Origin of the sequence: Metapseudomonas resinovorans DSM 21078, assembly GCF_000423545.1 — a bacterium.
Taxonomy (GTDB): Bacteria; Pseudomonadota; Gammaproteobacteria; order Pseudomonadales; family Pseudomonadaceae; genus Metapseudomonas; species Metapseudomonas resinovorans.
Genome location: NZ_AUIE01000028.1, coordinates 1 through 25,049, shown reverse-complemented (window position 1 = coordinate 25,049; position 25,049 = coordinate 1). Strand labels below are relative to the sequence as shown.

General features: G+C 64.0%; 26 protein-coding genes. 7 read left to right on the top strand and 19 right to left on the bottom strand.

Features of this window, described 5'->3' with window-relative positions:
- Positions 1-19: 19 nt before the first annotated feature.
- From G559_RS0119305 to ubiE, 9 genes are all read right to left on the bottom strand, one after another.
- Positions 20-727 carry a 16S rRNA (uracil(1498)-N(3))-methyltransferase gene (locus tag G559_RS0119305; protein ID WP_028629823.1) on the bottom strand — a complete coding sequence of 236 codons (708 nt, stop codon included), beginning with the start codon at positions 725-727 and terminating at the stop codon, positions 20-22.
- Complete coding sequence (tatC, locus tag G559_RS0119300; RefSeq protein ID WP_028629822.1) at positions 724-1,524, bottom strand: twin-arginine translocase subunit TatC; 801 nt, start codon at positions 1,522-1,524, stop codon at positions 724-726. The genes G559_RS0119305 and tatC overlap by 4 nt, the downstream gene beginning before the upstream one ends.
- A complete protein-coding gene (gene tatB, locus G559_RS0119295; protein ID WP_028629821.1) occupies positions 1,521-2,045 on the bottom strand; it encodes a Sec-independent protein translocase protein TatB in 525 nt (174 codons plus the stop codon). The genes tatC and tatB overlap by 4 nt, the downstream gene beginning before the upstream one ends.
- 6 nt (positions 2,046-2,051) lie before the next feature.
- Entirely contained in the window at positions 2,052-2,309 is a 258-nt protein-coding gene (locus G559_RS0119290; protein ID WP_028629820.1) for a twin-arginine translocase TatA/TatE family subunit, read from the bottom strand.
- A gap of 25 nt (positions 2,310-2,334) precedes the next feature.
- A complete protein-coding gene (locus tag G559_RS0119285; RefSeq protein WP_028629819.1) occupies positions 2,335-2,670 on the bottom strand; it encodes a phosphoribosyl-ATP diphosphatase in 336 nt (111 codons plus the stop codon).
- Complete coding sequence (gene hisI / locus G559_RS0119280) at positions 2,663-3,064, bottom strand: phosphoribosyl-AMP cyclohydrolase (protein ID WP_028629818.1); 402 nt, start codon at positions 3,062-3,064, stop codon at positions 2,663-2,665. Before hisI ends, G559_RS0119285 begins: the two co-directional genes overlap by 8 nt.
- Before the next feature lie 78 nt (positions 3,065-3,142).
- Positions 3,143-4,735 carry a ubiquinone biosynthesis regulatory protein kinase UbiB gene (gene ubiB, locus G559_RS0119275; RefSeq protein WP_028629817.1) on the bottom strand — a complete coding sequence of 531 codons (1,593 nt, stop codon included), beginning with the start codon at positions 4,733-4,735 and terminating at the stop codon, positions 3,143-3,145.
- Positions 4,732-5,349 (bottom strand): ubiquinone biosynthesis accessory factor UbiJ, encoded by a 618-nt coding sequence (locus G559_RS0119270; protein ID WP_028629816.1) that lies wholly within the window; start codon positions 5,347-5,349, stop codon positions 4,732-4,734. Before G559_RS0119270 ends, ubiB begins: the two co-directional genes overlap by 4 nt.
- A complete protein-coding gene (gene ubiE, locus G559_RS0119265) occupies positions 5,349-6,119 on the bottom strand; it encodes a bifunctional demethylmenaquinone methyltransferase/2-methoxy-6-polyprenyl-1,4-benzoquinol methylase UbiE (RefSeq protein ID WP_028629815.1) in 771 nt (256 codons plus the stop codon). The genes G559_RS0119270 and ubiE overlap by 1 nt, the downstream gene beginning before the upstream one ends.
- A 130-nt stretch (positions 6,120-6,249) precedes the next feature.
- Between ubiE and G559_RS0119260 the strand changes: the two genes are divergently transcribed.
- From G559_RS0119260 to G559_RS0119250, 3 genes are all read left to right on the top strand, one after another.
- Complete coding sequence (locus G559_RS0119260; RefSeq protein WP_028629814.1) at positions 6,250-6,525, top strand: polyhydroxyalkanoic acid system family protein; 276 nt, start codon at positions 6,250-6,252, stop codon at positions 6,523-6,525.
- Between the two features lie 175 nt (positions 6,526-6,700).
- On the top strand, positions 6,701-7,132 hold the full coding sequence (locus tag G559_RS0119255; RefSeq protein ID WP_028629813.1) for a phasin family protein: 432 nt from the start codon (positions 6,701-6,703) through the stop codon (positions 7,130-7,132).
- Between the two features lie 10 nt (positions 7,133-7,142).
- Positions 7,143-8,048: a phasin family protein gene (locus G559_RS0119250; RefSeq protein ID WP_028629812.1), complete on the top strand. Its 906-nt coding sequence runs from the start codon at positions 7,143-7,145 to the stop codon at positions 8,046-8,048.
- A gap of 48 nt (positions 8,049-8,096) precedes the next feature.
- On the opposite strand, the gene G559_RS0119245 is transcribed toward G559_RS0119250, so the two are convergent.
- The 10 genes from G559_RS0119245 to G559_RS0119200 all read right to left on the bottom strand — a co-directional run bounded on the left by G559_RS0119245 (position 8,097) and on the right by G559_RS0119200 (position 20,856).
- The gene (locus G559_RS0119245; protein ID WP_028629811.1) at positions 8,097-8,711 is read right to left on the bottom strand and encodes a TetR/AcrR family transcriptional regulator; all 615 of its coding nucleotides are present in this window, start codon (positions 8,709-8,711) and stop codon (positions 8,097-8,099) included.
- 75 nt (positions 8,712-8,786) lie between these two features.
- A complete protein-coding gene (gene phaC, locus G559_RS0119240; protein ID WP_028629810.1) occupies positions 8,787-10,469 on the bottom strand; it encodes a class II poly(R)-hydroxyalkanoic acid synthase in 1,683 nt (560 codons plus the stop codon).
- Positions 10,470-10,641: 172 nt separating this feature from the next.
- On the bottom strand, positions 10,642-11,499 hold the full coding sequence (gene phaZ, locus G559_RS0119235; protein ID WP_028629809.1) for a poly(3-hydroxyalkanoate) depolymerase: 858 nt from the start codon (positions 11,497-11,499) through the stop codon (positions 10,642-10,644).
- A 153-nt stretch (positions 11,500-11,652) separates the two neighbouring features.
- Positions 11,653-13,332 (bottom strand): class II poly(R)-hydroxyalkanoic acid synthase, encoded by a 1,680-nt coding sequence (gene phaC, locus G559_RS0119230; RefSeq protein ID WP_028629808.1) that lies wholly within the window; start codon positions 13,330-13,332, stop codon positions 11,653-11,655.
- Positions 13,333-13,608: 276 nt separating this feature from the next.
- Positions 13,609-13,983, bottom strand: coding sequence for a gamma-butyrobetaine hydroxylase-like domain-containing protein (locus tag G559_RS0119225; protein WP_028629807.1), 375 nt, complete (start codon positions 13,981-13,983; stop codon positions 13,609-13,611).
- Between the two features lie 58 nt (positions 13,984-14,041).
- Positions 14,042-15,379: an HslU--HslV peptidase ATPase subunit gene (gene hslU, locus G559_RS0119220; RefSeq protein ID WP_028629806.1), complete on the bottom strand. Its 1,338-nt coding sequence runs from the start codon at positions 15,377-15,379 to the stop codon at positions 14,042-14,044.
- 29 nt (positions 15,380-15,408) lie between these two features.
- Complete coding sequence (gene hslV, locus G559_RS0119215) at positions 15,409-15,939, bottom strand: ATP-dependent protease subunit HslV (RefSeq protein ID WP_028629805.1); 531 nt, start codon at positions 15,937-15,939, stop codon at positions 15,409-15,411.
- 96 nt (positions 15,940-16,035) lie between these two features.
- Entirely contained in the window at positions 16,036-16,749 is a 714-nt protein-coding gene (locus tag G559_RS0119210; RefSeq protein WP_028629804.1) for an SPOR domain-containing protein, read from the bottom strand.
- 6 nt (positions 16,750-16,755) lie between these two features.
- A complete protein-coding gene (gene argS, locus G559_RS0119205; RefSeq protein ID WP_028629803.1) occupies positions 16,756-18,495 on the bottom strand; it encodes an arginine--tRNA ligase in 1,740 nt (579 codons plus the stop codon).
- 138 nt (positions 18,496-18,633) lie between these two features.
- Positions 18,634-20,856: a primosomal protein N' gene (locus tag G559_RS0119200; RefSeq protein ID WP_028629802.1), complete on the bottom strand. Its 2,223-nt coding sequence runs from the start codon at positions 20,854-20,856 to the stop codon at positions 18,634-18,636.
- A 167-nt stretch (positions 20,857-21,023) separates the two neighbouring features.
- On the opposite strand from G559_RS0119200, the gene rpmE reads away from it, so the two are divergent.
- The 4 genes from rpmE (at position 21,024) to G559_RS0119180 (ending at position 24,879) form a co-directional block, all read left to right on the top strand.
- Positions 21,024-21,236: a 50S ribosomal protein L31 gene (gene rpmE / locus G559_RS0119195; protein WP_028629801.1), complete on the top strand. Its 213-nt coding sequence runs from the start codon at positions 21,024-21,026 to the stop codon at positions 21,234-21,236.
- A 26-nt stretch (positions 21,237-21,262) separates the two neighbouring features.
- The gene (locus G559_RS0119190) at positions 21,263-22,063 is read left to right on the top strand and encodes a thermonuclease family protein (RefSeq protein WP_028629800.1); all 801 of its coding nucleotides are present in this window, start codon (positions 21,263-21,265) and stop codon (positions 22,061-22,063) included.
- Positions 22,060-23,511, top strand: a complete 1,452-nt coding sequence (locus G559_RS0119185; RefSeq protein WP_028629799.1) for a M48 family metalloprotease — start codon at positions 22,060-22,062, stop codon at positions 23,509-23,511. Before G559_RS0119190 ends, G559_RS0119185 begins: the two co-directional genes overlap by 4 nt.
- A gap of 99 nt (positions 23,512-23,610) precedes the next feature.
- Positions 23,611-24,879, top strand: coding sequence for a malic enzyme-like NAD(P)-binding protein (locus tag G559_RS0119180; RefSeq protein WP_028629798.1), 1,269 nt, complete (start codon positions 23,611-23,613; stop codon positions 24,877-24,879).
- Positions 24,880-25,049: the final 170 nt, after the last annotated feature.

The following is a 25,049-nucleotide window of genomic DNA, read 5'->3' as shown; positions in this document are numbered from 1 at the left end:
AGGATGCCGTCAGCCTGCCTCAGAAAAGCCGGGCGAGCAATGCGGTGACCGCTGTCTCGACGCGCAGGATGCGCTCGCCGAGTTGCACCGGCTGCAGGCCGGCCTCGCGCAGTTTCTCCACTTCATAGGGAATCCAGCCGCCTTCCGGGCCAATGGCCAGGGTGATGGGCTGGCTAACCGCGCGCGGGCAGGGTGGGTAGTCGCCAGGATGGCCCACAAGACCCAGGGTGTTGGCGGCGAGTTGCGGCAGGCGGTCCTCGACGAAGGGCTTGAAGCGCTTCTCGATGATTACCTCGGGCAGGACGGTATCCCGCGCCTGTTCCAGCCCCAGGATCAACTGCTCACGGATGGCGGCCGGTTCGAGGAAGGGGGTTTGCCAGAAACTCTTCTCCACGCGGTAGCTGTTCAATAGCACCAGGCGCGGCACGCCCATGGCGGCGACGGTCTGGAACACGCGGCGGAGCATCTTTGGCCGTGGCAGCGCCAGCAGCAGGGTGATGGGCAGCTTCGCAGGAGGCGGCTGGTCGAAGCTGACTTCCAACTCCGCACAGTCGGCTTCCAGGCGCAGCAGGTGGCCCTGGCCCATTTGTCCGCCAAGGCGGCCAACTCGCAGGCTGTCGCCAGCCTCGGCGCGGTGCACCTCATGGAGGTGCTTCAGGCGCCGGCCTTCCAGGTGCGCACGGTCCGCCGCGATGAAGTCGGCGTCTTCGAGTAGAAGCAGATTCACGGGTGGGTAGCAGGCGGTTGGTCGCCGTCTTCGGGTTCTTCGGCGCCGTCATCCGGATGGTCGCCGCGCTTGCGGATCATGCCGCCAAAGAACACGCCGACTTCGAACAGCAGCCACATGGGCACGGCCAGCAGGGTCTGCGAGAAGATGTCTGGCGGGGTCAGGATCATGCCCACGACGAAGCAGCCAATGATCACATAGGGGCGGATACGCTTGAGGTAGGCAACGTCGACGATGCCGACCCAGATCAGCAGGATCACCGCCACGGGAATCTCGAAGGCCACGCCGAAGGCGAAGAACAGCGTCATCACGAAGTCGAGGTAGCTGCTGATGTCGGTCATCATCGACACGCCTTCCGGGGTCACGCTGGCGAAGAAGTGGAAGATCAGCGGGAACACCAGGAAGTAGGCGAAAGCCATGCCGGCGTAGAAGAGGACGATGCTCGACACCAGCAGCGGCAGGGCAATGCGCTTCTCGTGCTTGTACAGGCCGGGTGCGATGAAGCCCCAGACCTGGTGCAGGATGACCGGCATGGCGAGGAAAAGCGCCACCATCATGGTCAGTTTGAATGGCGTGAGGAAGGGCGAAGCCACGTCGGTGGCGATCATGGTCGCGCCTTCCGGCAGGTACTGGCGCAGGGGCGCGGATACCAGGGTGTAGATCTTCTGGGCGAAGTAGAACAGGCCGGCGAAGATCAGGAAGATCGCCGCCACGCAGCGCAACAGGCGCGTACGCAGTTCGGTGAGGTGCGAGACCAGGGGCATTTCCTGGTCTTGTTCCGGCTTCTGGTCGCTCATGGGATGCGGGACGGCTGCTGCGGTTCGATGGGGGCCTGTGGCTGGGGAGCCGACGTGGCGTTGGGCGCCTGGGCGGGCGTGCCCGCGCCGGGCTGGTTCGGTGTGGCCGGAGCCGGAGCCGGAGCCGCCGCTGCCGCTGCTGCAGTCGTCGCTGGAGCTGGAGCTGGCGCCGCTGTTGCCGGTACTGCTTGCGCTGCCGGTGCTGCGGGGTTCGCGGGAGCGGGGGGCGCAGCGTCGCTTTCAGGCTCGGCTTCGGAAAGCAGGGATTCGGCGGTCGGAGGCACAATGCTCTCCTTGATCTGCTTCTCCAGCGCCATGATGTGTTCGTTATGCAGCTGGCGACGGATCTCGTCGGCGCCGATTTCGCGTTCGACCTCGGTCTTGATCGCATTGAAGCTGCGTTTCAGGCGTCCGATCCACAGGCCGGCGGTGCGTGCCGCGCCGGGCAGCCGTTCAGGCCCGAGCACCAGGAGGGCGATCAGGCCAATCAGCAGCAGTTCACCAAAGCTGATACCGAACATGGGGCATCAGTCCTTGCGGGTCACCGGGTCCTGCACCTTCTGCGCCTGGCCGTCGATGGTGTGCGGCTGGTTCAGCGGGGTGTTGGATTGCTGCGCGGCGGGTTGCTCGGGCTTGGCACCTTCTTCTTCGGTGTTCATCGCCTTGCGGAAGCCCTTGATGGCGTCGCCGACGTCGGAACCAAGGGTCTTCAGGCGCTTGGTGCCGAATACCAGGACGACGACGATGAGAATGACCAGCCAGTGTTTCCAGTCGAAAATACCCATGGAGTGTTCCTCTTGATTGTCTTTGTCAGGCGGAAGGCTCGCGGGCAGCCTTTTCGGCGTGCCCGGACAGGCCAAAGCGACGGTCCAGTTCATCGAGCACGGCCTGGGGGTGCTGGCCGAGGGCGGCGAGCATGACCAGGCTGTGGAACCAGAGGTCGGCGGTTTCGTAGATCAGGTCGCTGTGGTCGCCGCTGACGGCGGCGTCCTTGGCGGCGAGGATGGTTTCCACCGCTTCTTCGCCGACCTTTTCCAGGATCTTGTTCAGGCCCTTGTGGTACAGGCTGGCGACATAGGAGCTGTCAGGCGCGGCATTCTTGCGCTCTTCCAGCACCTCGGCCAGGCGGGCGAGGGTATCACTCATGGCTGTGTCCTGCGGCGTAGATGGCATGCGGGTCCTTGAGCACGGGGTCGACGGTCTTCCAGCCGCCGTCCTCGAAGACGCGGTAGAAGCAGCTTTCGCGTCCAGTATGGCAGGCGATGCCGCCCAGTTGCTCGACCCGCAGGATGACGACGTCGGCGTCGCAGTCCAGGCGCAGCTCGTGGAGGTGCTGCACATGGCCGGACTCCTCGCCCTTGCGCCACAGCTTGCCACGGGAGCGTGACCAGTAGATGGCGCGATTCTCGGCAACGGTGAGGGCGAGGGCTTCGCGGTTCATCCAGGCCATCATCAGCACGCGACCCGTCTTGTGGTCCTGGGCAATCGCCGGGACCAGGCCTTCGGCATTCCAGTGAATCTCTTCCAGCCAGTCTTTCATCGTGTCTTCCACAACTGGGCCGGCCTCACGGGGCCGGCACTCGGATCGAAATAGTGTGCCAGTGCCACTCGGGGCTGGCTATCGGCGCAGCACCAGATATAGACCGCCGGCCAGCATCAGCCAGCTGGGCCAGGTTTCGGCCGTGGGGGCCAGGCCTTGCGTGGCTGCGCCGGCGATCAGCAGGGCGCCGAGCAGACGTGCCGGCCACTGGGCGCCAATCGGTTGTTCGGCCTTCTGCGGGGCGCTGATGGGCTGGGCCAGGCGCTCCAGGGTGTCGCGAGCGATCTGCGACAGGTGCGGTACCTGCTCGGCCTGTTGCTGTAGGTTGCGCAGCAGGTGCAAAGGGCTGACCCGTTCGCGCATCCAGCGCTCGAGGAACGGTTGCGCAGTGCTCCACAGGTCCAGGTCGGGGTAGAGCTGGCGGCCCAGGCCTTCGATGTTCAACAGGGTTTTCTGCAGCAGCACCAATTGCGGCTGGACTTCCATGTTGAAGCGGCGCGCGGTCTGGAACAGGCGTAGCAGCAACTGACCGAAGGAGATGTCCTTGAGCGGCTTTTCGAAGATCGGTTCGCAGACGGTGCGGATGGCCGCCTCGAAATCGTTGACCTTGGTTTCCGGCGGCACCCAGCCGGAATCGATGTGCAACTGCGCCACGCGGCGGTAGTCGCGCTTGAAGAAGGCGATCAGGTTGCGCGCGAGGTAGTCCTGGTCCTCGGGGGTGAGGCTGCCGATGATGCCGCAGTCAATGGCGATGTACTGCGGGTTCCAGGGCTGGCGGGTGGCAACGAAGATGTTGCCGGGGTGCATGTCGGCGTGGAAGAAGCTGTCGCGGAACACCTGGGTGAAGAAGATCTCCACGCCGCGCTCGGCCAGCAGTTTCATGTCGGTGCGCTGGTCGGCGAGGGTGGCCAGATCGGTCACCGGGATGCCGTAGATGCGTTCCATCACCAGCACCTTGGGGCGGCACCAGTCCCAGTAGACCTGCGGGACGTAGAGCAGCGGCGAGCCGTCGAAGTTGCGCCTCAGCTGGCTGGCGTTGGCCGCTTCGCGGAGCAGGTCGAGCTCGTCGTAGATGGTCTTCTCGTAGTCGCTCACCACTTCCACCGGGCGCAGGCGGCGGGCATCGGCGGACACGCGCTCGGCCAGGCCGGCGAGGGTGAACAACCAGGCGAGGTCCTGACGGATGATCGGCCGCAGGTTGGGGCGGATCACCTTGACGACCACTTCCTCGCCGCTCTTGAGTTGGGCAGCGTGGACCTGGGCCACCGAAGCCGAGGCCAGCGGCTCGACGTCGAAGCGGGCGAACACTTCGCTGACCTTGGCGCCGAGTTGTTCCTCGATGCGCGCGACGGCCTTCGCCGGTGCGAAGGGCGGTACCTGGTCCTGCAGGCGCGCCAGTTCATCGGCCATATCCGGCGGCATCAGGTCGCGACGGGTGGAGAGCAACTGGCCGAACTTGATGAAGATCGGGCCGAGGTCTTCCAGGGCCAGACGCAGGCGCTCGCCACGGGAAAGGGTCAGTTCCTTGCGCGGTAGCCAGCGCCAGGGCAGGGCGTAGCTCAGCGTGCGCAGCCACCAGGGCAGCGGCAGTTCGAGCAGCAGGTCATCGAGGCGGTAGCGGATGACGACCTGCTGGATGCGCAACAGGCGGCGGGCGGCGAGCAGCTTCATGCGTTGGGCTTGAGTCTCTGGTTCAGACGCTCGACGCGGGCGTCGAGGCGGTCGAGGGCGAGCTTGAGGCGATCCAGTTCAGCAAAGCGCGCGTCGGCTTCACGGCGGCCCACCAGGGTACGCGACTCCTCGGCCAGGTAGTCGGCGAGGTTCTGCCGCAGGCTGTCCAGGCCCTGTCCGGCCCAGTTGGCCCGGCTGCGCAAGTGGCCGGCGAGCAGTTGGGTGCCTACCGGGCCGAGCCAGCGTGACAGCTCATACTCCCAGTCCAGCTCTAGGTCCTGGAGGATGGCAGCCAGTTCCAGCAGCGCAGCGCTGTCGCCTTCCAGGGTCACTTCCGGACTGTGCAGGACGGCGGTCTTCTCCCGCGTGGTGGCCAGCTTCAACAGGCTGCTGGCCGGTGCGCGCAGGCGGCAATCGGCGGGAGCGGACCAGTGGGCGGAAAGCTTCAGGCCATCGCCTCCGGGAAGCAGGAACAAGGTCAGCGCGGGGTTTTGGCAGTCGACTTCGATGACGCTGCCTTCCAGCGCGGCCATGCGCGGCAACGCGGTGCTGTCCAGGGTCAGCACCCGGTTGAGGCCGAGCTCGATACCGGCCAGCAGCGCCTGGGTCAGCATCAGGGCTTGATGCCGCGGTGCAGGGCGACGATGCCGCCCGTCATGTTGTGGTAGGTGACCCGTTCGAAACCGGCCTCGACCATCATCGCTTTCAGGGTTTCCTGGTCCGGGTGCATGCGGATCGACTCGGCCAGATAGCGGTAGCTTTCGGCGTCGTTGGTGATCAGCTTGCCCATCAGCGGCAGGAGGCTGAAGGAGTAGGCGTCATAGGCCTTGGACAGCAGGCCGCTGGTGGGTTTGGAGAACTCCAGGACCAGCAGGCGGCCGCCCGGTTTGAGCACGCGCAGCATGGAACGAATGGCTTCGTCCTTGTGGGTGACGTTGCGCAGGCCGAAGGCGATGGTGACCACGTCGAAGTGGTTGTTGGGGAAGGGCAGCTTCTCGGCATCGGCCTGGACGAAGCTGACGTTGCCGGCGACGCCGCTGTCCAGCAGCTTGTCGCGACCCACCTTGAGCATGGAGGCGTTGATGTCGGCCAGCACCACTTCACCGGTCACGCCCACCAGGCGCGAGAACTGGCGGGTGAGGTCGCCGGTGCCGCCGGCGATGTCCAGCACGCGGTTGCCCGGGCGGACGCCGGACAGCTCGATGGTGAAGCGCTTCCACAGGCGGTGGACGCCGCCGGACATCAGGTCGTTCATCAGGTCGTACTTGGCTGCCACCGAGTGGAACACCTCGGCGACCTTGTCGGCCTTCTGGCTCTCGGGGACCTGTTGATAACCGAAGTGGGTCGTGGGTTCGGCGTCGTTGCCTTTGCGAGGATCGTTCATGTCGCTGCCACCGGAATTGAATGGCGGCCATTCTAATGCCCGCGTCCGGCTTTGTCTTGGCAACGGCGTGCGGCGGCCAGGGTGGGCGCGCTATAGTCGCGCGACCGAAAGTCGCAGTCAGGAGTTGCCAATGTCCCGCATCCACGTCGAACGTTCCCATGCCCTAGGCCACGAGGCCGTCCGGGAGAAAGCCGAAAAACTGGCTGAGCGCCTGGCGCGCGAGTACGACGTGCGTTACCAGTGGCGCGGCGACACCCTGGAGTTCAAGCGCAGCGGCGCCGAAGGGGCGATCGAGGTGAGTGATGCCAAGGTGCGGGTGGAGGTCAAGCTGGGCCTGCTGCTGTCGGCCATGAGCGGGAGCATCAAGCGGGAAATCGAGAAGGCGCTGGATGAGTATCTGGTCTGAGCCAGGAGCTTTTCCGGGGCCGCTTCGCGGCCCTTCGTCAATGGATTCGCTCCCGCCGTGCCTCGCCCGAAATGCCCCATCTCGCGGCTAGTATGCGGTTTCTAATTTTCCTCGCTACCTTGCGCTCAAGTCCTGAAAAAGGGCGAGTCATCTACCATTCCGCGTGAGGTGCACCATGGCCAAAGTAGCCGTCAAGAAGAAAGTCGAGAAAGCCGAAAGCAAGTCCACCGTCGTTGCCGACGTGAAGCTCTATGCCCGCAAAATCTGGCTGGCTGGCCTGGGTGCCTACGCCAAGGCTGGCGCCGAGGGTGTCGACTACTTCAAGGAGCTGGTGAAGGCCGGCGAAGGCGTCGAGAAGCAGGGCAAGAAGCTGGTGGACGAGCAGGTCGAAGCCGCCAACACTCAGTTCGACAGTGTCAAGAGCAGCGTCACCGGTGTGAAGGAAAAGGTCGAGGTTCAACTCGACAAGATCGAGAAGGCTTTCGACAACCGAGTGGCCAGTGCACTCAACCGCATTGGTATTCCCTCCCGGCAGGACGTTGAGGCACTCTCTGCTAAGCTTGATGAGCTGAGCGCGTTGCTCGAGCACGTCGCGCGAACCAAATAAGGAGAGCAGGATGGCTGGCAAAAAGAAAACCGATAAAGACACCAACTCCTGGATCGGCGAGATCGAGAAATACTCGCGCCAGATCTGGCTGGCTGGCTTGGGGGCCTACTCGAAGATCAGCAACGACGGCAACAAGCTGTTCGATACGCTGGTCAAGGACGGTGAGAAGGCTGAAAAGCAGGCCAAGACCGAGGTGGACAAGCAAGTAGACGCGGTCAAGTCGAAGGTCGGCTCCCGCGTGGGTACGGCCAAGTCCAAGGTCGAAGAGGTCAAGGGCAAGGCGATCGGCAAATGGGGCGAGCTGGAAGAGGCTTTCGACAAGCGTCTGAACAGTGCCATTTCCCGTCTTGGCGTGCCCAGCCGCACCGAAGTGAAGGATCTGCAAGGCAAGGTGGATGCCCTGACCAAGCAGCTCGAGAAACTCACGGGCGTGTCGGCCAAATCGGTCAAGCCTGCAGTCAAGGCGGCTGCCAAACCTGCGGCTAAACCCGCTGCCAAGCCGGCTGCCAAGGTCGCCGCTGCGAAACCTGCAGCCAAGGCCGCGGCCGCCAAACCCGCCGTTGCGAAGCCTGCGGCCAAGCCTGCTGTCAAAGCCGCGGCGAAACCGGCTACCAAGCCGGCTGCAGCGGCCAAACCGGCAGTGAAAGCCGCTGCCAAACCAGCTGCCGCGAAGCCAGCTGCCGCTGCCAAACCGGCCGCAGCGAAGCCCGCTGCCAAGCCGGCGGTTGCCAAGCCTGCCGCCGCGAAGAAACCGGCAGTGAAGAAGCCCGCTGCGCCAAAGGCTGCCAAGCCTGCTGCACCTGCCGCGAGCCCGGCTCCGTCTGCTCCGGCCGCCGCAGCTGCTCCGGCTCCCAGCATGGCACCGGCGGCACCGGCTCCGGCAGCATCGGCAACACCGCCGACCAGCCAGTCCTGAGCTTTATCGGTATGACGCAAACGCCCGGCTTGTCCGGGCGTTTGCGTTTCAGGCTTCCAGATAGCGCCTGGCCAGGCTCTCTGCGGCGTGTCGCGCGCCGGGCCGCAGATGCGGAGCCACCAGCATCATCACCTGATAGACCACCAGACGAATCTCGCCGCCGCTGCCCAGCACGCGTTGGTAGTCGAGGGAGAACAACAGCGTGAGGGTGATCTGCTCCACCAGTTGGCCAAGGGACTCGGTATCACTGGTCAGCTGATGCTCCGCCTTGAGCCGGGCCAGAAGCGAGGCCAGGGTCCGCTTGAGGGCGTTCAGCCAATTGCGCATGCCGCGGGCCAGCTTTGGCAGGCGTCCGGCCAGGTTGGACAGGTCCTGGAACAGGAAACGGTACTGGGACAGGCGCTCGACGATCAGGTGCAGGAACAGCCAGTAGTCTTCGGCGTCGAGTTGTGCGTCGGCGGGTGGGTCGAGCAACGGCGCGAGTTCGTCCTGGAATCGCGCGAACAACTCCATCACCAGTGGTTCCTTGCCATGGAAGTGGTAGTAGAGGTTGCCAGGGCTGATGCCCAGCTCGGTGGCGATTTCCAGGGTGGTGACGTTGGGTTCGCCGTTGCGGTTGAACAGGTCGAGGGCGCATTCGAGGATGCGGTCGCGGGTTTTCATCCAGGGTTCTTGCCAAACGTTCCGTAGAAGGGGGAAGGGACGGCCGGTGCATTGCCCGGCCGGCCTCCAAGGGTGTCAGCGCACGTGTACATAGGTGCCGGGCGCGGCTTCCATGGGCGGGTAGTCCTGGTTGCCCAGGGCCATGATGGTTTCCCGCTGCTCGCCGGAGCGCTCCTGGATCCAGCCCAGCCACTGCTGCCACCAACTGCCTTGCACGTGTTTGGCGTCGTAGTACCAGGCGCGTGGGTCGGAGCTCAGCTTGCCATTCTCGTAGAAGTTGGCCTTGGGGTTACCCGGCGGGTTGAGGATGCTCTGGATGTGGCCGCTGTTGGACAGCACGAAGCGGCTGTCACCACCCAGCAGCAGGGTCGAGCGGTAGACCGCGTCCCAGGGAGTGATGTGGTCGTTGATGCCTGCGACGCTGAAACTGTCCACCGTGACTTTCTGCAGATCGATCGGGGTGCCGCAGATTTCCAGGCCACCGCTGCGGGTCAACGGGTTGTGCTTGAAGAAATCCAGCATGTCGCCGTGCAGCGCCGCAGGCAGGCGGGTGTTGTCGTTGTTCCAGTAGAGGATGTCGAAGGCCGGGGGTTCACGACCCAGCAGGTAGTTGTTGACGAAGTAGTTCCACACCAGGTCGTTGGGACGCATCCAGGCGAAGACCTTGGCCATGTCCTTGCCGTCCAGCACGCCTGCCTGGTACGAGCGGCGCTTGGCAGCTTCCAGGGTCTGCTCGTCGGCAAAAAGCGCTGCGGGGCTGTCCAGTTGACTGTCCAGCAGGCTGACCAGGTAGGTGGCGCTGGTGACTTTGCGCAGCTGGCGGCGGGCTTGCAGGTGGCCCTGAAGTGCGGCGATGGTCAGGCCGCCAGCGCAGGCGCCTATCAGGTTGACTTCCTTGCTGCCGGTGATCGCGCGACAGGCTTCGAAGGCTTCCTCCAGCGCCTGCACGTAGGTGGACAGGCCCCATTCGCGATGGCGTGCATCGGGGTTGCGCCAGCTCACCATGAACACTTGCAGGCCGTTCTTCAGGGCGTACTGGACGAAGCTCTTGTCCGGGGCGAGGTCGAAGATGTAGTACTTGTTGATCTGTGGCGGCACCACCAGCAACGGGCGCAGGTACTGCTTTTCGCTCATGGGCTTGTACTGGATCAATTCCAGCAGCTCGTTGCGGAAGACCACTGCACCGGAGGTCGTGGCGAGGTTACGGCCAACCTCAAAGGCATGCTTGCTGACCTGACTGGGCATGCCGTCGTTGTGCAGCAGGTCGTCGACCAGGTGGCCGAGCCCCTTGATCAGGCTGAAACCACCGGTGTTGAAGAGCTCCTTCACGGCCTGCGGGTTGAGCAGGCTGTTGGTGGGCGAGAGGGCGTCGCTCAATTGGGCGAGGACGAAACGGGCACGGGCGCGGTCGTCGTCGCTGAGGTCGCTCTCGTCAATCCAGGCGCCGAGCTGCTTCTGCCAGGCCAGGTAGACCTGCAGGCCGCGGCGGTAGAAGGGGTTGTGCTGCCAGGAGGGGTCGACGAAGCGGCTGTCCTGCGGATTTGGCTGGTGCAGGGTATCGCCGAGCAGCACGCGACCGACCTGGCCGCCAAAGGCAAGCACATGCCGTGCACTGTGGACCGGATGCCGCAGTCCTTGCAGTGCCAGGTTGCGTACGGTGGAAAACAGATCCTTGCCGCGCAAGCCGACAATCGCGTTCTGTGCATTCATGAAAGCGGCAGGTACCGGCAAGGTGCCCGGGATTTGTTTTTCTCGCATGGGGCATCGCTCCGTATTCGGTCCGTGGTTCTGGAGGTCTACAGCAAGGGTTGTACCATCAGCAGCCCGAAGTGCATTCCAGACTATCGCGGGCAGAATTCAAGTTGATGACAATGCGCACCGCTCTGGTTCGGGCGTCGATGCACCGCCCCACAAGGGAGCGGTTGCGGTGTTAACCGCTCCGTAGCGGCACGGCCTGGGGGTGGATCACCGCCCGCTGACGTTCCTCGGCGAGGAACTTCATGATGATCGGCGCCACCGTTTCAGCGCGGGTCACCAGGAACAGGTGGCCGTCGTCGATCACGTGGAGTTCCGCATTGGGGATGCGCCAGGCCAGCAAGCGCATGTTCACCAGCGGGATGATCGGGTCGTCGTCGCCGGCCAGCACCAGGGTCGGTTGGCGGATACGGTGCAGCCAGTGGATGCTGGTCCAGCCGAGCCCGGCGAACAGCTGCCAGTAATAGCCCATCTTGCCGGAGGAGCGCACTTTGCTGGCGTGGGCCATGGCCAGGCCGGGATCGCGACGGAAGGCGCCGCCGTAGATGTCCGGGGCGATATGCACGCCGTAGGACGGCTGGATGTAGCGTCGCGGGCTGGCCATGCGCCAGAGCACCTTGGGCTTGCCCGGCACCATCACGGCACCGGCCGAGGTGGCCGCGAGGATCAGCTTCTTGCAGCGCTCCGGATAATCGTGGGCGAACTGCTGGGCCAGGGCGCCGCCCCAGGACACCCCAATGACGCTGACCTGGCCGTAGTCCAGGTAATCCAGCATGCGCGCGGCGAGCTTGGCCAGACTGGAGAAGCGGTAGGGCCTGCTCGGGGTGGACGATCCGCCGACACCGGGCACGTCGAAGGCGATCACCTCCAGGTCCGGGTCGAGTGCCTGGACGAAGGGGAACACCAGTTCGAGGTTGGCGCCGATGCCGTTGAAGATCAGCAGTGGCGTCATGTGCGACTGACCCGGGCGGACGGCGGTGCGGATGGTCTGGCCGTCCAGCTCGATGGTTCGGAAAACGAAAGGTAGCGGCATGCGCGGAGCCCTATTGATTAGAAAGTCGGGAGGAACCAACCGTGGCTCCTCCCGAATTTGCCAGGCGGTGCCTGACCAACGCCGCTGGCAGCTGCCAGCGGCGCGCAAGGCACATCCTGGTGCCATGGGCAGTGGTGCGCAGGGCGCAATCTCTCATCGCTCGTGCACATAGGTGCCGGGCGAGGCTTCACCGGCCGGGAAGGCCTTGTTGCCCAGGGTAAAGCTGGCTTTCTTGGTCTTGCCGGAGCGTTCGCCGATCCACTGCTGCCAATGCAGCCACCAGGAGTCGGCGTGCTTGGTCGCATTTTCCAGCCAGGCCTTCGGATCTTTCGGCATCTCGCTGCCGGTGGAGAAGCGTGCCTTGGGGTTGCCCGGTGGGTTGAGAATGCTCTGGATGTGGCCGCTGTTGGACAGCACGAACTCGCATTTGCCGCCCAGCAGCAGCGCCGAGCGGTAGCAGGCTTCCCAGGGGGTAATGTGGTCGGTGGTGCCGGCAAGGCAGAAGAAGTCGCTGGTGACTTGCTTCAGGTCGATGGGCGTGCCACAGACCTCCAGGGCATTTGGACGGGTCAGGGCATTGGTCTTGAACATTTCCACCAGTTCGCCATGGAACGCTGCAGGCAGACGCGTGGTGTCGTTGTTCCAATAGAGGATGTCGAAGGCCGGCGGTTCGTTGCCCAGCAGGTAGTTGTTGACCCAGTAGTTCCAGATCAGGTCGTTGGGGCGCATCCAGGCGAAGACCTTGGCCATGTCTTTGCCTTCCAGTACGCCGGCCTGGTACGAGCGGCGCTTGGCGGCTTCGAGGGTCTGCTCGTCGGCGAACAGCGCGACCTGGCTATCGAGGTTGAAGTCGAGCACGCTGACCATCTGGGTGAAGGCATTGACCTTGGTTTCACCAATGGCCTGGTAGTGGCCGAGCAGGGCGACCGTGGTGATGCCGCCGGAGCACGCGCCGAGGATGTTGAGGTCCTTGGCGCCGGTGATCTTCAGGATGACGTCAATGGCCTCCTTGAGGGCCTCGATGTACGTGGACAGGCCCCACTCGCGCTGCGCCTTGGTCGGGTTGCGCCAGCTGACGATGAAGGTCTGCAGGTTGCTGCGCAGGCAGAAGCGCGCGAGGCTCTTCTCCGGTGACAGGTCGAAGACGTAGAACTTGTTGATCTGGGGCGGCACCACGAGTAGCGGGCGTTCGTACACGCTCTCGGTGATGGGCTTGTACTGGATCAGTTCCAGCACGTCATTGCGGAAAACCACCGCACCTTCGGTCGTGGCGAGGTTCTGGCCGACCTCGAAGGCATCCATGTTGACCTGGCTCGGCATGCCGCCGTTGTTCACCATGTCCTTGGCCAGGTGGGAGAGGCCATCCAGCAGGCTCTTGCCGCCGGTCTCGAAGAACCGTTTGACTGCGGCCGGGTTGGCCATGCTGTTGGTGGGCGCCATCGCCTCGGTCATCAGGTTGATGACGAAGTGGCCGCGACTGGCATCCTGTGACGAGAGGTTGCTCTCGTCGATCCAGCTGTGCAGCTCCTTGCGCCAGGCGAGGTAGGTCTGCAGATAGCGCTTGTACAGCGGGTTCTGGCTCCAGGCCGGATCATTGAAGCGACGGTCATCGGCTTCCGGTTGCAGACCGGACTGGCCAAGCAACACGTTTTTCAATTCCAGGCCGAAATGGGCGACGTGTTTTGCACTGTGGAAAGGTTGCTTGATGGCTTGCAACAGCACCATCCGTGCTGAAGACAGCAGATCCTTGCCGCGGATACCTATCACCGGATTGAGGTTCAGGGTGTTGTCCGAGGCCTGGCGCTGCAGGTCTTCATTGTTCTTGTTGCTCATCTACGACGCTCCATTGTCCTGAGTCGAACAGCGCCCTGGCGGACTAGCGCGCTGACACGCTCGGGTTACCGGGAAGGCGAAGCGAACTTCGCGTATTTCTCTGTATCTGGCGATGCCAAATGCATGGAACCTGCCAGAACTTGGTTACCCGAGTTTGTCAGTTTGCGCAAGCTGACCGCAGAGAGTTCGCTGCAGCGGGAGTATGTCGCGAGCGTTTAGAAAATGCGCCCTAACCTTGGGCGGCAAGGGCCGGTATGGGGCGCGGACTGCACCGCTTCAGAGCATGAGTTTGACCACCGATTCGTCGGGGTCGCGCGAACGGCCCGCGGCTGCAAGCTCCTGCAGATAGTCGTTCCACAGCGCTTCCTGACGGGTGGCGAGCTGATAGAGGTAGTCCCAGGTGAAGAGGCCGCTGTCGTGGCCGTCGTCGAAGGTCAATTTCAGGGCATAGTTGCCGGCCGGTTCCAGCTTGCTCAGGCCGACATTCAGCTTGCCGTACTGGAGAATGGGCTTGCCGTGGCCCTGGACCTCTGCCGAGGGAGAGTGCACACGCAGGAACTCGGCGCTCAGGGTGTAGCTTTCCTCCGGCCCGTACTTCAGGGTCAAGGTCCTGGAGGTCTTGTGCAGTTCGATACCGCTGGGAATTCGCATTTCGAAGTCTCCAAAAACAGAAAGCCGGCGAGTGCCGGCTGTCCGTGATACGCGCCTGTCAGAGAATGTAGCGCGAAAGGTCCTCGTCCTGTGCCAGTTCGCCGAGGTGGCCGTTGACGTAGGCGGCGTCGATGAGGATCGGCGTCTCGTCATGCTGCGCGGCGAGGTCGCCGGCGCTGAAAGACACCTCTTCCAGCAGGCGTTCGAGCAGGGTGTGCAGGCGTCGGGCTCCGATGTTCTCGGTCTTCTCGTTGACCTGCCAGGCAATCTCCGCCAAGCGCTTGATGCCGTCCGGAGCGAACTCGATGTTCAGGCCCTCGGTCTTGAGCAGTGCGCTGTATTGCTCGGTCAACGAGGCGTGGGGCTCGGTGAGGATGCGCTCGAAGTCTTGCGGAGAGAGTGCCTTCAGCTCGACGCGGATCGGCAGGCGGCCCTGCAGTTCCGGCACCAGGTCGCTGGGCTTGGACAGGTGGAAGGCGCCGGAGGCGATGAACAGGATGTGGTCGGTCTTCACCATGCCCAGTTTGGTGTTCACGGTGCAGCCTTCGATCAGCGGCAGCAGGTCGCGCTGCACACCTTCACGGGATACATCGGCGCCGCCAACGTTACCGCGCTTGGCCACCTTGTCGATCTCGTCGATGAAGACGATGCCGTTCTGCTCAACCGCTTCCAGGGCGGCGGCTTTCAGCTCTTCCTCGTTGACCAGGCGTGCAGCTTCTTCATCGCGCACCAGCTTCATGGCTTCCTTGACCTTCAGCTTGCGGGTCTTGCGCTTGCCTTTGCCGAGGTTGGAGAAGAGGTTCTGCAACTGGTTGGTCATTTCCTCCATGCCGGGCGGGGCCATGATTTCCACGCCAGCCGGGGACTCGGCCACTTCGATGTCGATTTCCTTGTCATCCAGTTGGCCTTCGCGCAGGCGCTTGCGGAACAGCTGGCGGGTGTTGGAGTCCTCGCGTGGCTGCTCATCGCCAAAGCCGGTGCGGGCCGGGGGCAGCAGGGCGTCGAGGATGCGGTCTTCGGCGGCGTCTTCGGCGCGGTAGCGCACGCGGTGCATTTCCTGCTCGCGCATCATCTTCACGGCGGCATCGGCCAGGTCGCGGATGATCGACTCGACGTCACGGCCAACGTAGCCGACTTCGGTGAACTTGGTGGCTTCCACCTTGATGAACGGCGCATTGGCCAGCTTGGCCAGGCGACGGGCGATTTCGGTCTTGCCGACACCGGTCGGGCCGATCATCAGGATGTTCTTCGGCGTCACCTCGGCGCGCAGTTCGGCCGGCAGCTGCATGCGGCGCCAGCGATTGCGCAGGGCGATGGCGACGGCGCGCTTGGCGTCGTCCTGGCCAACGATGTGGCGATTGAGTTCGTGGACGATTTCGCGGGGCGTCATGGACATGAAAATTGCTCCATTGCGGGACAGCGGCCTTACTCGGCGCTGTCCAGCTCCTCGATGGTCAGGTTCTGGTTGGTGAACACGCAAATGGTGCCGGCGATGTTCAGGGCGGTCTCGGTCACTTCGCGAGCGGACAGTTCTGTGTGTTGCAGCAGCGCCAGGGCAGCGGCCTGGGCGAAGCCGCCGCCGGAGCCCATGGCGATCAGGCCGTGCTCGGGTTCGACCACATCACCATTGCCGGTGATGATCAGCGAGGCATCCTTGTTGGCGACGGCGAGCATGGCTTCCAGGCGGCTCAGGGAGCGGTCGGTGCGCCAGTCCTTGGCCAGCTCGACGGCGGCCCGGACCAGGTGGCCCTGGTGCTTTTCCAGTTGGCCCTCGAAGCGTTCGAACAGCGTGAAGGCGTCGGCCGTGGCGCCGGCGAAGCCGGCCAGGACCTGGCCGTGGTAGAGGCGACGGACCTTGCGGGCGTTGCTCTTCATGACGGTGTTGCCGAGGGAAACCTGGCCGTCGCCGCCCATGACGACTTTGCCGTTGCGGCGGACTGAAACGATGGTGGTCAAGGGGAGAGTCTCCACGCAGCGGGGCGAAATGCCCGAATGGAAACTCAGATGGGGGGTCCTGCCCGGGTTTTCAACCGGGCAAGGTTATCAATGGACTCAACGGCTCTGGCGCTGCTGTAACAGCAAATTGCTGAATCCGCTGCCGGCGAGCTGCTTTTGTGCCGAGGCGAGCTGCTCGCGATTGGCGAAGGGGCCAACCAGCACGCGGTACCAGGTTTCTTCGCGAACGGTGCCGGACTCCACCTGGACGTTTTGTCCGAGCAGGATGATCTGTGCACGCACCTGGTCGGCGTCGTCGCGCTTGCGGAACGAGCCGGCCTGGAGGAAGAACTGGTTGGTGACCGGCGCCTTGGCCACCACCGGCGGCGGGGGCGGGGTCTCGCCGTTGAGGGCGGCCTGGGCGCGCGCCGCGTCGATCTTGGCGGCTTCCTCCGGCGTGACCGGCTTCTGCTCGGGCGGTGTGGGCGGCGTCTCCTTGGGCACCGCTTCCGGCGGCACGATGACCTCGGACTCCGGCAGCAGGGTGTAGAAGTCGTACTTCGGCTTCACTGGCTCCTGGGGCTGCGGTGCGGGCTTGGCCTGTGGCTTGCCGGCATCACTGCCGGCCTTGCCGCTGGCGGCACCGGTCGCGGCTTGCTCTGGCTTGGTCCGGCGTACTTCGTCGCGGCCCGGCTCGAGCTGGTTCAGGAAAACGACGAAGCCACCGATGACCAGTCCGATGGCGAGCCAGACCCAGCCGGGCACTGGCTTCTTGGCCGGCGCCTGGTAGCGGCTGGCCCCGCGCTTGGGTGCAGCTTTTTTCTTCGCCATAGTCCGTTACATACGTTCCAGGGTTTGCAGGCCGAGCAGCTCAAGACCCTGTTTCAGGGTGCGGCCGGTCAGCGCGGCGAGGCGCAGGCGACTCTGCTGGGTAGCCTGGTCGTCGGCGGTGAGGATCGGGCAGTTCTCGTAGAAGCTGGAGAACAGACCGGCCAGGTCGTAGAGGTAGGCGCAGAGGAGGTGCGGGACGCCCTTCTCGGCGACGTTGCCCAGGGTATCGGCGAACTGCGCCAGCTTGGCAGCCAGTGCCTGTTCCTGGTCGGCGGCAAGGATGATCTGGCCGTCGACTTCGGAGAAGTCCTTGCCGAGCTTGCGGAACACACTGGCTACGCGGGTGTAGGCGTAGAGCAGGTAGGGGGCCGTGTTGCCCTCGAAGCTCAGCATCAGCTCGAAGTTGAAGCTGTAGTCGCTGGTGCGGTGCTTGGACAGGTCGGCGTACTTCACGGCGCCGATACCTACGGCGCGGGCAATCAAGCGCAGCTCGGCCTCGTCCAGCTCAGGGTTCTTGCCTTTGACCAGGTCGTAGGCGCGCTGTTCGGCTTCATCCAGCAGATCGATCAGCTTCACAGTGCCGCCATCGCGGGTCTTGAACGGGCGGCCGTCAGCACCGTTCATGGTGCCGAAGCCCATGTGCTCCATCTCGAACGACGCGGGCACGAATCCAGCGAGGCGCGCAGCTGCGAAGACCATCTGGAAGTGCAGGGCCTGGCGCTGGTCGACGAAGTACAGCGCGCGGTCGGCCTTGAGCACATTGGCGCGGTAGCGGGTGGCGGCCAGGTCGGTGGTGGCGTAGAGGTAACCGCCGCCAGCTTTTTGTACGATCAGCGGCAGGGGGTTGCCTTCGGCGTTCTTGAACTCGTCCATGAACACGCACAGGGCGCCGTCGCTCTCGGTGAGCAGGCCCTTGGCGCGCAGGTCGGCAACGACGTTGGGCAGGTCGTCGTTGTAGGCGCTCTCGCCTTTCACGTCAGCCATGGTGAGCTTGACGCCCAAGCGGTCGTAGACGGCCTGGCAGTGGCTCAGGGAAATGTCGTTGAAACGGTTCCAGAGGCGCAGGCAATCGGGGTCGCCGGCCTGCAGCTTGACCACCAGCTCGCGGGCGCGGTTGGCGAACTCCTCGGACTCGTCGAAGCGCTTCTTGGCGGCGCGGTAGAAAGACTCCAGGTCGCTCAGCTCGGCATCGCTGCCCACCGGCTGCTCCTGCATGTACGCCAGCAGCATGCCGAACTGGGTGCCCCAGTCGCCTACGTGATTCTGGCGGATGACGGTGTCACCGAGGAACTCGAGGACGCGAGCCACGCCGTCACCGATGATGGTGGAGCGCAGGTGGCCGACGTGCATTTCCTTGGCCAGGTTCGGTGCCGACAGGTCGACGACGACGCGTTGCTGCGGGCCGTTCTTGCGCACACCGAGGTGGTCGTCGGCCAGGGCGGCCTCCAGGCGTTGGGCCAGGGCCTGGGTGTTCTGGAAGAAGTTGAGGAAGCCTGGGCCGGCGATTTCCACCTTGGCCACTTGCTCGTCCTGGGGAAGGGCTGCGATGAGCTTCTCGGCCAGGTCGCGCGGCTTCATGCCGGCGGGTTTGGCCAGCATCATGGCGATGTTGCTGGCGAAGTCGCCGTGGCTCTTGTCCTTGGTGTTTTCCACCTGGATGGCCGGGCTGAGGCCCTCGGGCAACACGCCCTCGGTGGCGAGTCGGGTCAGGGCTTGCTGGATCAGCTGGCGAATGGTGTCTTTCATCTTCTGCTCTTCCGGCCGCCCCGGAGAGGGCTGGCACTGGTTGAAAACTGTGCATTATCGGTGGGCTGCGGCAGCAGCTTCAAGTTTTAAGCTGCGAGCTGCAAGGACCAGTGGGTGCTGTCGGTCGGTTGGTCCGCGCTAGAACAGGTCAATAGGGTCGACATCCAGCGACCAGCGCACTGTGCGACCACCAGGCAGCTGCTCCAATACCTGGCTCCAGGGCGTCAGCAGACGGTGTAGGGGCGCGCGGGCATGGGCCTGCAGCAGCAATTGCGCTCGATAGCGGCCGGCACGGCGTTCCATGGGGGCGGGCACCGGCCCCAGGAGTTCGACGCCATTGAGGCTCATCTCGGCCAATTGCTGCTCGGCTTCGATGCAGGCGCTGTCGAGAAAAGCTTCCGCCTGGCCAGGCTTGTGCGCTTCGGCACGCAGCAGGGCAAGGTGGGCGAAGGGTGGCAGGCCGGCGGCTCGGCGCTCCGAGAGCGCCTGCTCGGCAAACGCGAAATAGCCCTGTTCGGTGAGTTGCACCAGCAGCGGATGGTCGGCCAGGTGGGTCTGGATGATCACCCGGCCCGGCTCCTCCGCACGGCCAGCGCGTCCGGCGACCTGGACGATCAACTGGGCCATGCGCTCGCTGGCGCGGAAGTCGGCGGAGAACAGACCGCCGTCGGCATCAAGGATGGCCACCAGGGTCACCCTCGGGAAGTGGTGCCCCTTGGCGAGCATCTGGGTGCCGACAAGGATGCAGGGCTCACCGCGCTGGATGGTGGTGAACAACTTGTCCATGGCGTCTTTACGCGCGGTGCTGTCACGGTCGATGCGCAGTACCGGCGTTTTCGGGAAGAGGATTGCCAGGCGCTCTTCGGCGCGCTCGGTGCCGGCGCCGACGGGGCGAAGGTCAACCTTTCCGCAATCGGGGCAGCACGCCGGCTGGCGCTGGGTGTGGCCGCAATGGTGGCAGCGCAGTTCGTTGAAGCGCTGATGCAGGGTCATGCGCGCATCACAGCGCGGGCATTGGCTGATCCAGCCACAGTCATGGCACAGCAGGGTGGGTGCGAAGCCGCGGCGATTGAGGAACACCAGCACTTGCTGGCCGGCGGCCAGGGTCTGTGCGATTGCCTGCTGCAACGGTATGGAGATGCCGGAGTCCAGCGGCAGGCTCTTCACATCCAGGCGCAGGAAGCGTGGCTGCTTGGCGCCACCGGCCCGCTGGGTCAGGCGCAGCAGGCCGTAACGACCGGCATGGGCATTCTGCAGGCTTTCCAGGGAGGGTGTGGCTGAGCCCAGCAGGATCGGGATGTTCTCCTGGCGGGCGCGCACCAGGGCGAGGTCGCGGGCGTGATAGCGCAGGCCTTCCTGCTGTTTATATGAGGCGTCGTGCTCCTCGTCGATGATGATCAGGCCAGGATTTTTCAGCGGTGTAAAAAGTGCCGAGCGCGTGCCGATGATGATATCGGCCTCACCGTCGCGGGCGGCTAGCCAGGCATCCAGACGTTCGCGGTCGTTGACCGCCGAGTGGAGCAGGGCAATCCGTGCGTTGAAGCGTCGCGAAAAGCGCTCGAGGGTCTGCGGGCCAAGGTTGATCTCGGGGATCAGCACCAGGGCTTGCTTACCGGCTTCAAGGGTCTGGCGGATCAGTTGCAGGTAGACCTCGGTCTTGCCGCTGCCGGTGACGCCCGCCAGGAGCAGGGCGTTGAAGCTGCCAAAGGAGGCGTGGACGGCATCGAAGGCAGCGCGCTGTTCCGAGTTCAGCGGGAGTTCCGGCTGGGCCAGCAGCGGGCCGTGGCGTTCGCTGGGGGCATGGCGGCGCACTTCGACGCGGGCCAGACCCTTCTCCAGCAGGATATCGAGGCTGTCCTTGTTCAACTGCAGCTGGGCGAGCAATTGGTGGGCTACGCCATGGGGGTGTTGGGCGAGGGTAGCCAGGGCCTGGCGCTGGCGTGGTGCGCGGGCCAGGCGCGGATCGTCGACGCTGGCACCGGGGGCTGCATGCCAGAAGCGCTCCTGCCGTGCCTCGGCCGGTTCACCCTGGCGCAACATCACGGGCAATGCCCAGCTCAGGGTGTCGCCCAGGCTGTGCTGGTAGTACTGGGCGGTCCACAGGCACAGCTTGAACAGCGGCGGCGGCAGGGGCGGTCGGCTGTCCAGCAGTTCGAGGGCGGGCTTGAGCTTGTCCGCGGGCACCTCGCTCGTCTCCGCCAGCTCCACCAGCACGCCGATGATCTCGCGACGGCCGAAGGGGACGCGCAGGCGCACACCTGGCTGCAGGGCGGCACGCGGCACGCCGGCAGGCGCCCGATAGTCGAACAGGCGGCGCAGCGGAGAGGGCAGGGCAAGGCGCAGAATGAGGGCGTCGGGCAAGCGGGCGGTCCCTTCGGAAAAGGCGCGATCTTAGCATGGCCCGCCGCGACAGCCGGTGCGGCCGGCTGGTTGCAACGCCCCCTCACTCTGGTATCATCCGCCGCCTGTTTCCGTGCGGTGCTCGACATAGGGTCGGGTGGCGGCACGCCAGACCTGAGGATCAAGCAATGAAACCGGAAATCCATCCCGAGTACGTAGCGATCGAAGCTACCTGCAGCTGCGGTAACGTCATCAAAACCCGCTCCACCCTGGGTAAGAACATCAGCCTCGACGTATGCTCCGAGTGCCACCCGTTCTACACCGGTAAGCAGAAGGTTCTGGACACCGGCGGCCGTATCGATCGCTTCAAGCAGCGTTTCGGCGTGTTCGGCACCAAGTAAGGGTCCGAGCAGCCCGGGAAGGCCCAATGGCCATGTCCCCGCTGACAAAAAAGGCGCCTCTAGCAGGCGCCTTTTTCTTTTTCTGGGCACTGAGTTTCGCCCTGCAGGCCGCCTGCCCGGCTCCGGGTAAGCTTCCTACCTATAAAGTCCGAAAAGTCGTTGATGGCGACACCCTGCGTCTGATCGATGGGCGAAGCATTCGTATGATCGGTCTGAATGCGCCTGAGTTGGCGCGCAAGGGGCGGTCGGATGAACCCTACGCCAAAGCGGCACGCCAGCGCTTGGACGAGCTGGTGAAGTCCAGTGGCGGACGGGTGGGGCTTCGGCTCGGGCGCGAATCGAAAGACAAGTACGGTCGCACGCTGGCGCACCTGTACGACAGTCGCGGACGAAACCTTGAGGAGCACCTGCTTGCCGAGGGCTTGGCGTTTCGCATCGCCATTGGCCCCAACGCTGCCCTGAGTGATTGTCACGCTATTGCCGAGCGCGCGGCGCGTCGGGCTGGTCGTGGGCTTTGGCGTCGCCCGCCCCAGCAGTCGCCCTGGCAGCTGCGGCGGAGTGGCTTTGCGCTGGTGCAGGGGCGAGTGACGAAGGTTGATCGCAACCGCGGCGGCGTCTGGCTTCAACTGGAGGGGCCGCTGGTATTGCGGATCGAGCTGAAGCAGCTGCGCCAGTTCGATGCGGCCGCGCTGCAGCGCCTGGTGGGGCGGCGTGTAGAGGCGCGGGGCTGGGTAATTGACCGCGCGCGCAGGGGCGGCGTTAATACGAGGGATTCCCGCTGGATGCTCCCCCTTACCCACAATGGAATGCTCGAGGTGATTCGATGAGATCCGCTGCGCTCGTCATGGCGCTACTGCTCGCTTCTTCCCAGCTGGTTGGTTGTGCAGTCAACCCTGCAACCGGCAAGACCAACTTTGTGATGATGAGCGAACAGCAGGAGCTGGATCTCGGACGCCGCTACAACCAGGAAATCGCCAAGCAGAATCCGCGATACGCAGATGAAAAGCTGCAGGCCTATGTGCAGGAAGTGGGGACGCGTGTCTCCCGTCACAGCCACCGCAGCAACATCTCCTACCTGTTCACCGTGGTTGACTCGCCCGACATCAACGCCTTCGCTCTGCCGGGTGGCTACATCTATATCAACCGCGGACTGCTGGCCTACCTGAACTCCGAGGCTGAACTCGCCGCGGTGCTGGGGCACGAGGTGGGGCATGTCACCGCGCGGCACAGCGTGCAGCAGCAGAGCCAGTCCACCGCCTGGAACATCCTCGGGCAGGCGGTGGCCATCGGTACCGGTGTCGGTGCTGCCGGCGACCTGACCAATGTGCTGGGTACCGCATTCGTGCGTGGCTATGGGCGCGATATGGAGCTGGAGGCTGACGGTCTCGGAGCGCAGTACCTGGCGCGCAGTGGTTATGACCCTCAGGCCATGATCGAAGTGGTGAAGGTGCTGAAAAACCAGGAGGAGTTCGCCCGCGACCAGGCCCAGCGCAAGGGCCAATCCGCGCCGCCGTCGGGTTATCACGGACTGTTCGACACGCACCCTGACAACGATACCCGTCTGCAGCAGGTGGTGGGGCCGGCAAGCGCGCTGGCTGGCGGTAATCAAGTGGTGAACCGGGAGGTCTTCCTCAAGCACCTCGAGGGACTACCTTTCGGCGATTCGGCGGAAACTGGCGTGCGTCGTGACCAGAACTTCTACCACGCTGAACTGGATTTCACCCTGCATTTGCCGGACGGCTGGGGGCTGGTCAATCGCCCTGATGCGGTGATCACCCACAGCGCCGACCAGCAGGCATTCATCGCCATGACCCTGGATGGCCGCAAGCCAACCCTGATGCCCGCAGACTACCTGCGAAAAAAGGCCGGTCAGCGCCTGTCCATGGAGGAGCCGTTGCAGCAAGCGGGGCTACAGGGGGCTACTGCGGTGCTTCCGGGAAGTCCGGCGCGGCGAGTGGCGGTGATCTACAAGGACGATAAGGCGTACCTGTTCGTCGGTGCCATTCGCAATCAGGCCTCGCTGGAAAGCCAGGACGATCACTTCATGTCTGTGATCAGGAGCTTCCGCCCGCTGAAGAAGGAAGAGCAAGCCTTGGCCCAGCCATTACGACTGCACCTGATCCAGGTGAAGTCGGGGCAGACCATTGCCAGCCTGGCTAGAGAGAGCAAACTGCCGGGTACGCAAGTGGATCTGGAAAATCGTATTCGATTGCTCAATAATTTGTATCCAATCGGCGAGCCGAGGCCAGGAGATTGGCTAAAAGTCGTACGTTAGAGGGGTTGACGCCGGGTGACTGAACGGTCTTGTTAGCCCCATGCATCTTGCGTATGCTCGCCCGTCACGTCTGTCACAAGCAAAAGCGGAAATGCCAAAATGTCTGATCTGAAAACGGCCGCTCTCGAATACCATGCCCAACCCCGCCCGGGGAAACTCAGTGTCGAGCTGACCAAGCCGACCGCCACCGCCCGCGACCTGTCGCTGGCTTACAGCCCGGGCGTTGCCGAGCCGGTACGCGAAATCGCGCGTGATCCTGAACTGGCCTTCAAGTACACCGGCAAGGGCAATCTGGTAGCGGTAATTTCCGACGGCACTGCCATCCTCGGTCTGGGCAACCTTGGCCCGCTGGCCTCCAAACCGGTGATGGAAGGCAAAGGCGTTCTGTTCAAGCGTTTCGCAGGCATCGACGTATTCGACATCGAAGTCGACGCTGAAAGCCCGCAGGCGTTCATCGATACCGTCAAGCGCATTTCCATTACCTTCGGTGGCATCAACCTCGAAGACATCAAGGCGCCCGAGTGCTTCGAAATCGAGCGCACCCTGATCGAGCAGTGCGACATTCCGGTATTCCACGATGACCAGCATGGCACCGCCATCGTGACCGCTGCCGGCATGCTCAATGCCCTGGAAATCGCCGGCAAATCTCTGGCCGAAGCCAAGATCGTCTGCCTCGGCGCCGGTGCTGCCGCCATTTCCTGCATGAAGCTGCTGGTGAGCATGGGCGCCAAGGTCGAGAACATCTTCATGATCGACCGTAAAGGCGTGATCCACGCCGGTCGCGACGACCTGAACCAGTACAAGGCCGTGTTCGCGCACGAGACCGACAAGCGCACCCTGTCCGAGGCGCTCGACGGTGCAGACGTGTTCGTCGGCCTGTCCGGCGCCAACCTGCTGAGCCCGGAAGACCTCAAGCGCATGGCGGCCAACCCGATCGTCTTCGCCTGCTCCAACCCGGACCCGGAGATCAAGCCGGAGCTGGCTCACGAGACCCGTAGCGACGTGATCATGGCCACCGGTCGCTCCGACTATCCGAACCAGGTCAACAACGTGCTGGGCTTCCCCTTCATCTTCCGCGGTGCCCTGGACGTGCGCGCCACCCGCATCAACGAGGAAATGAAGATCGCTGCCGCTAATGCCCTGCGCGACCTGGCCAAGGAGCCGGTACCGAAGGACGTCTGCGATGCCTACAACGTGGCGTCCCTGGAATTCGGTCGTGAGTACATCATTCCGAAGCCCATGGACAAACGCTTGATCACCGTTGTCTCCGATGCTGTGGCCAAGGCCGCCATCGAGTCCGGCGTAGCGACCCTGCCCTATCCGAAGCACTATCCGCTGACTTCGGTGGATGACGTGTTCAACGGCTAAGTCGAGAAGCAATAAAAAGCCCCGCAGTCCAGACTGTGTGAAAACCTAGCCGTCTGAGTCGAAGCTGAAGACAATGCCCGTATCGATCGATACGGGCATTGTCGTTTATGGGCTACATCCAGGGAGAGGCGCGCGGTCAGGACAGCCTGTTTCCGCCGTCGTTGGACGAG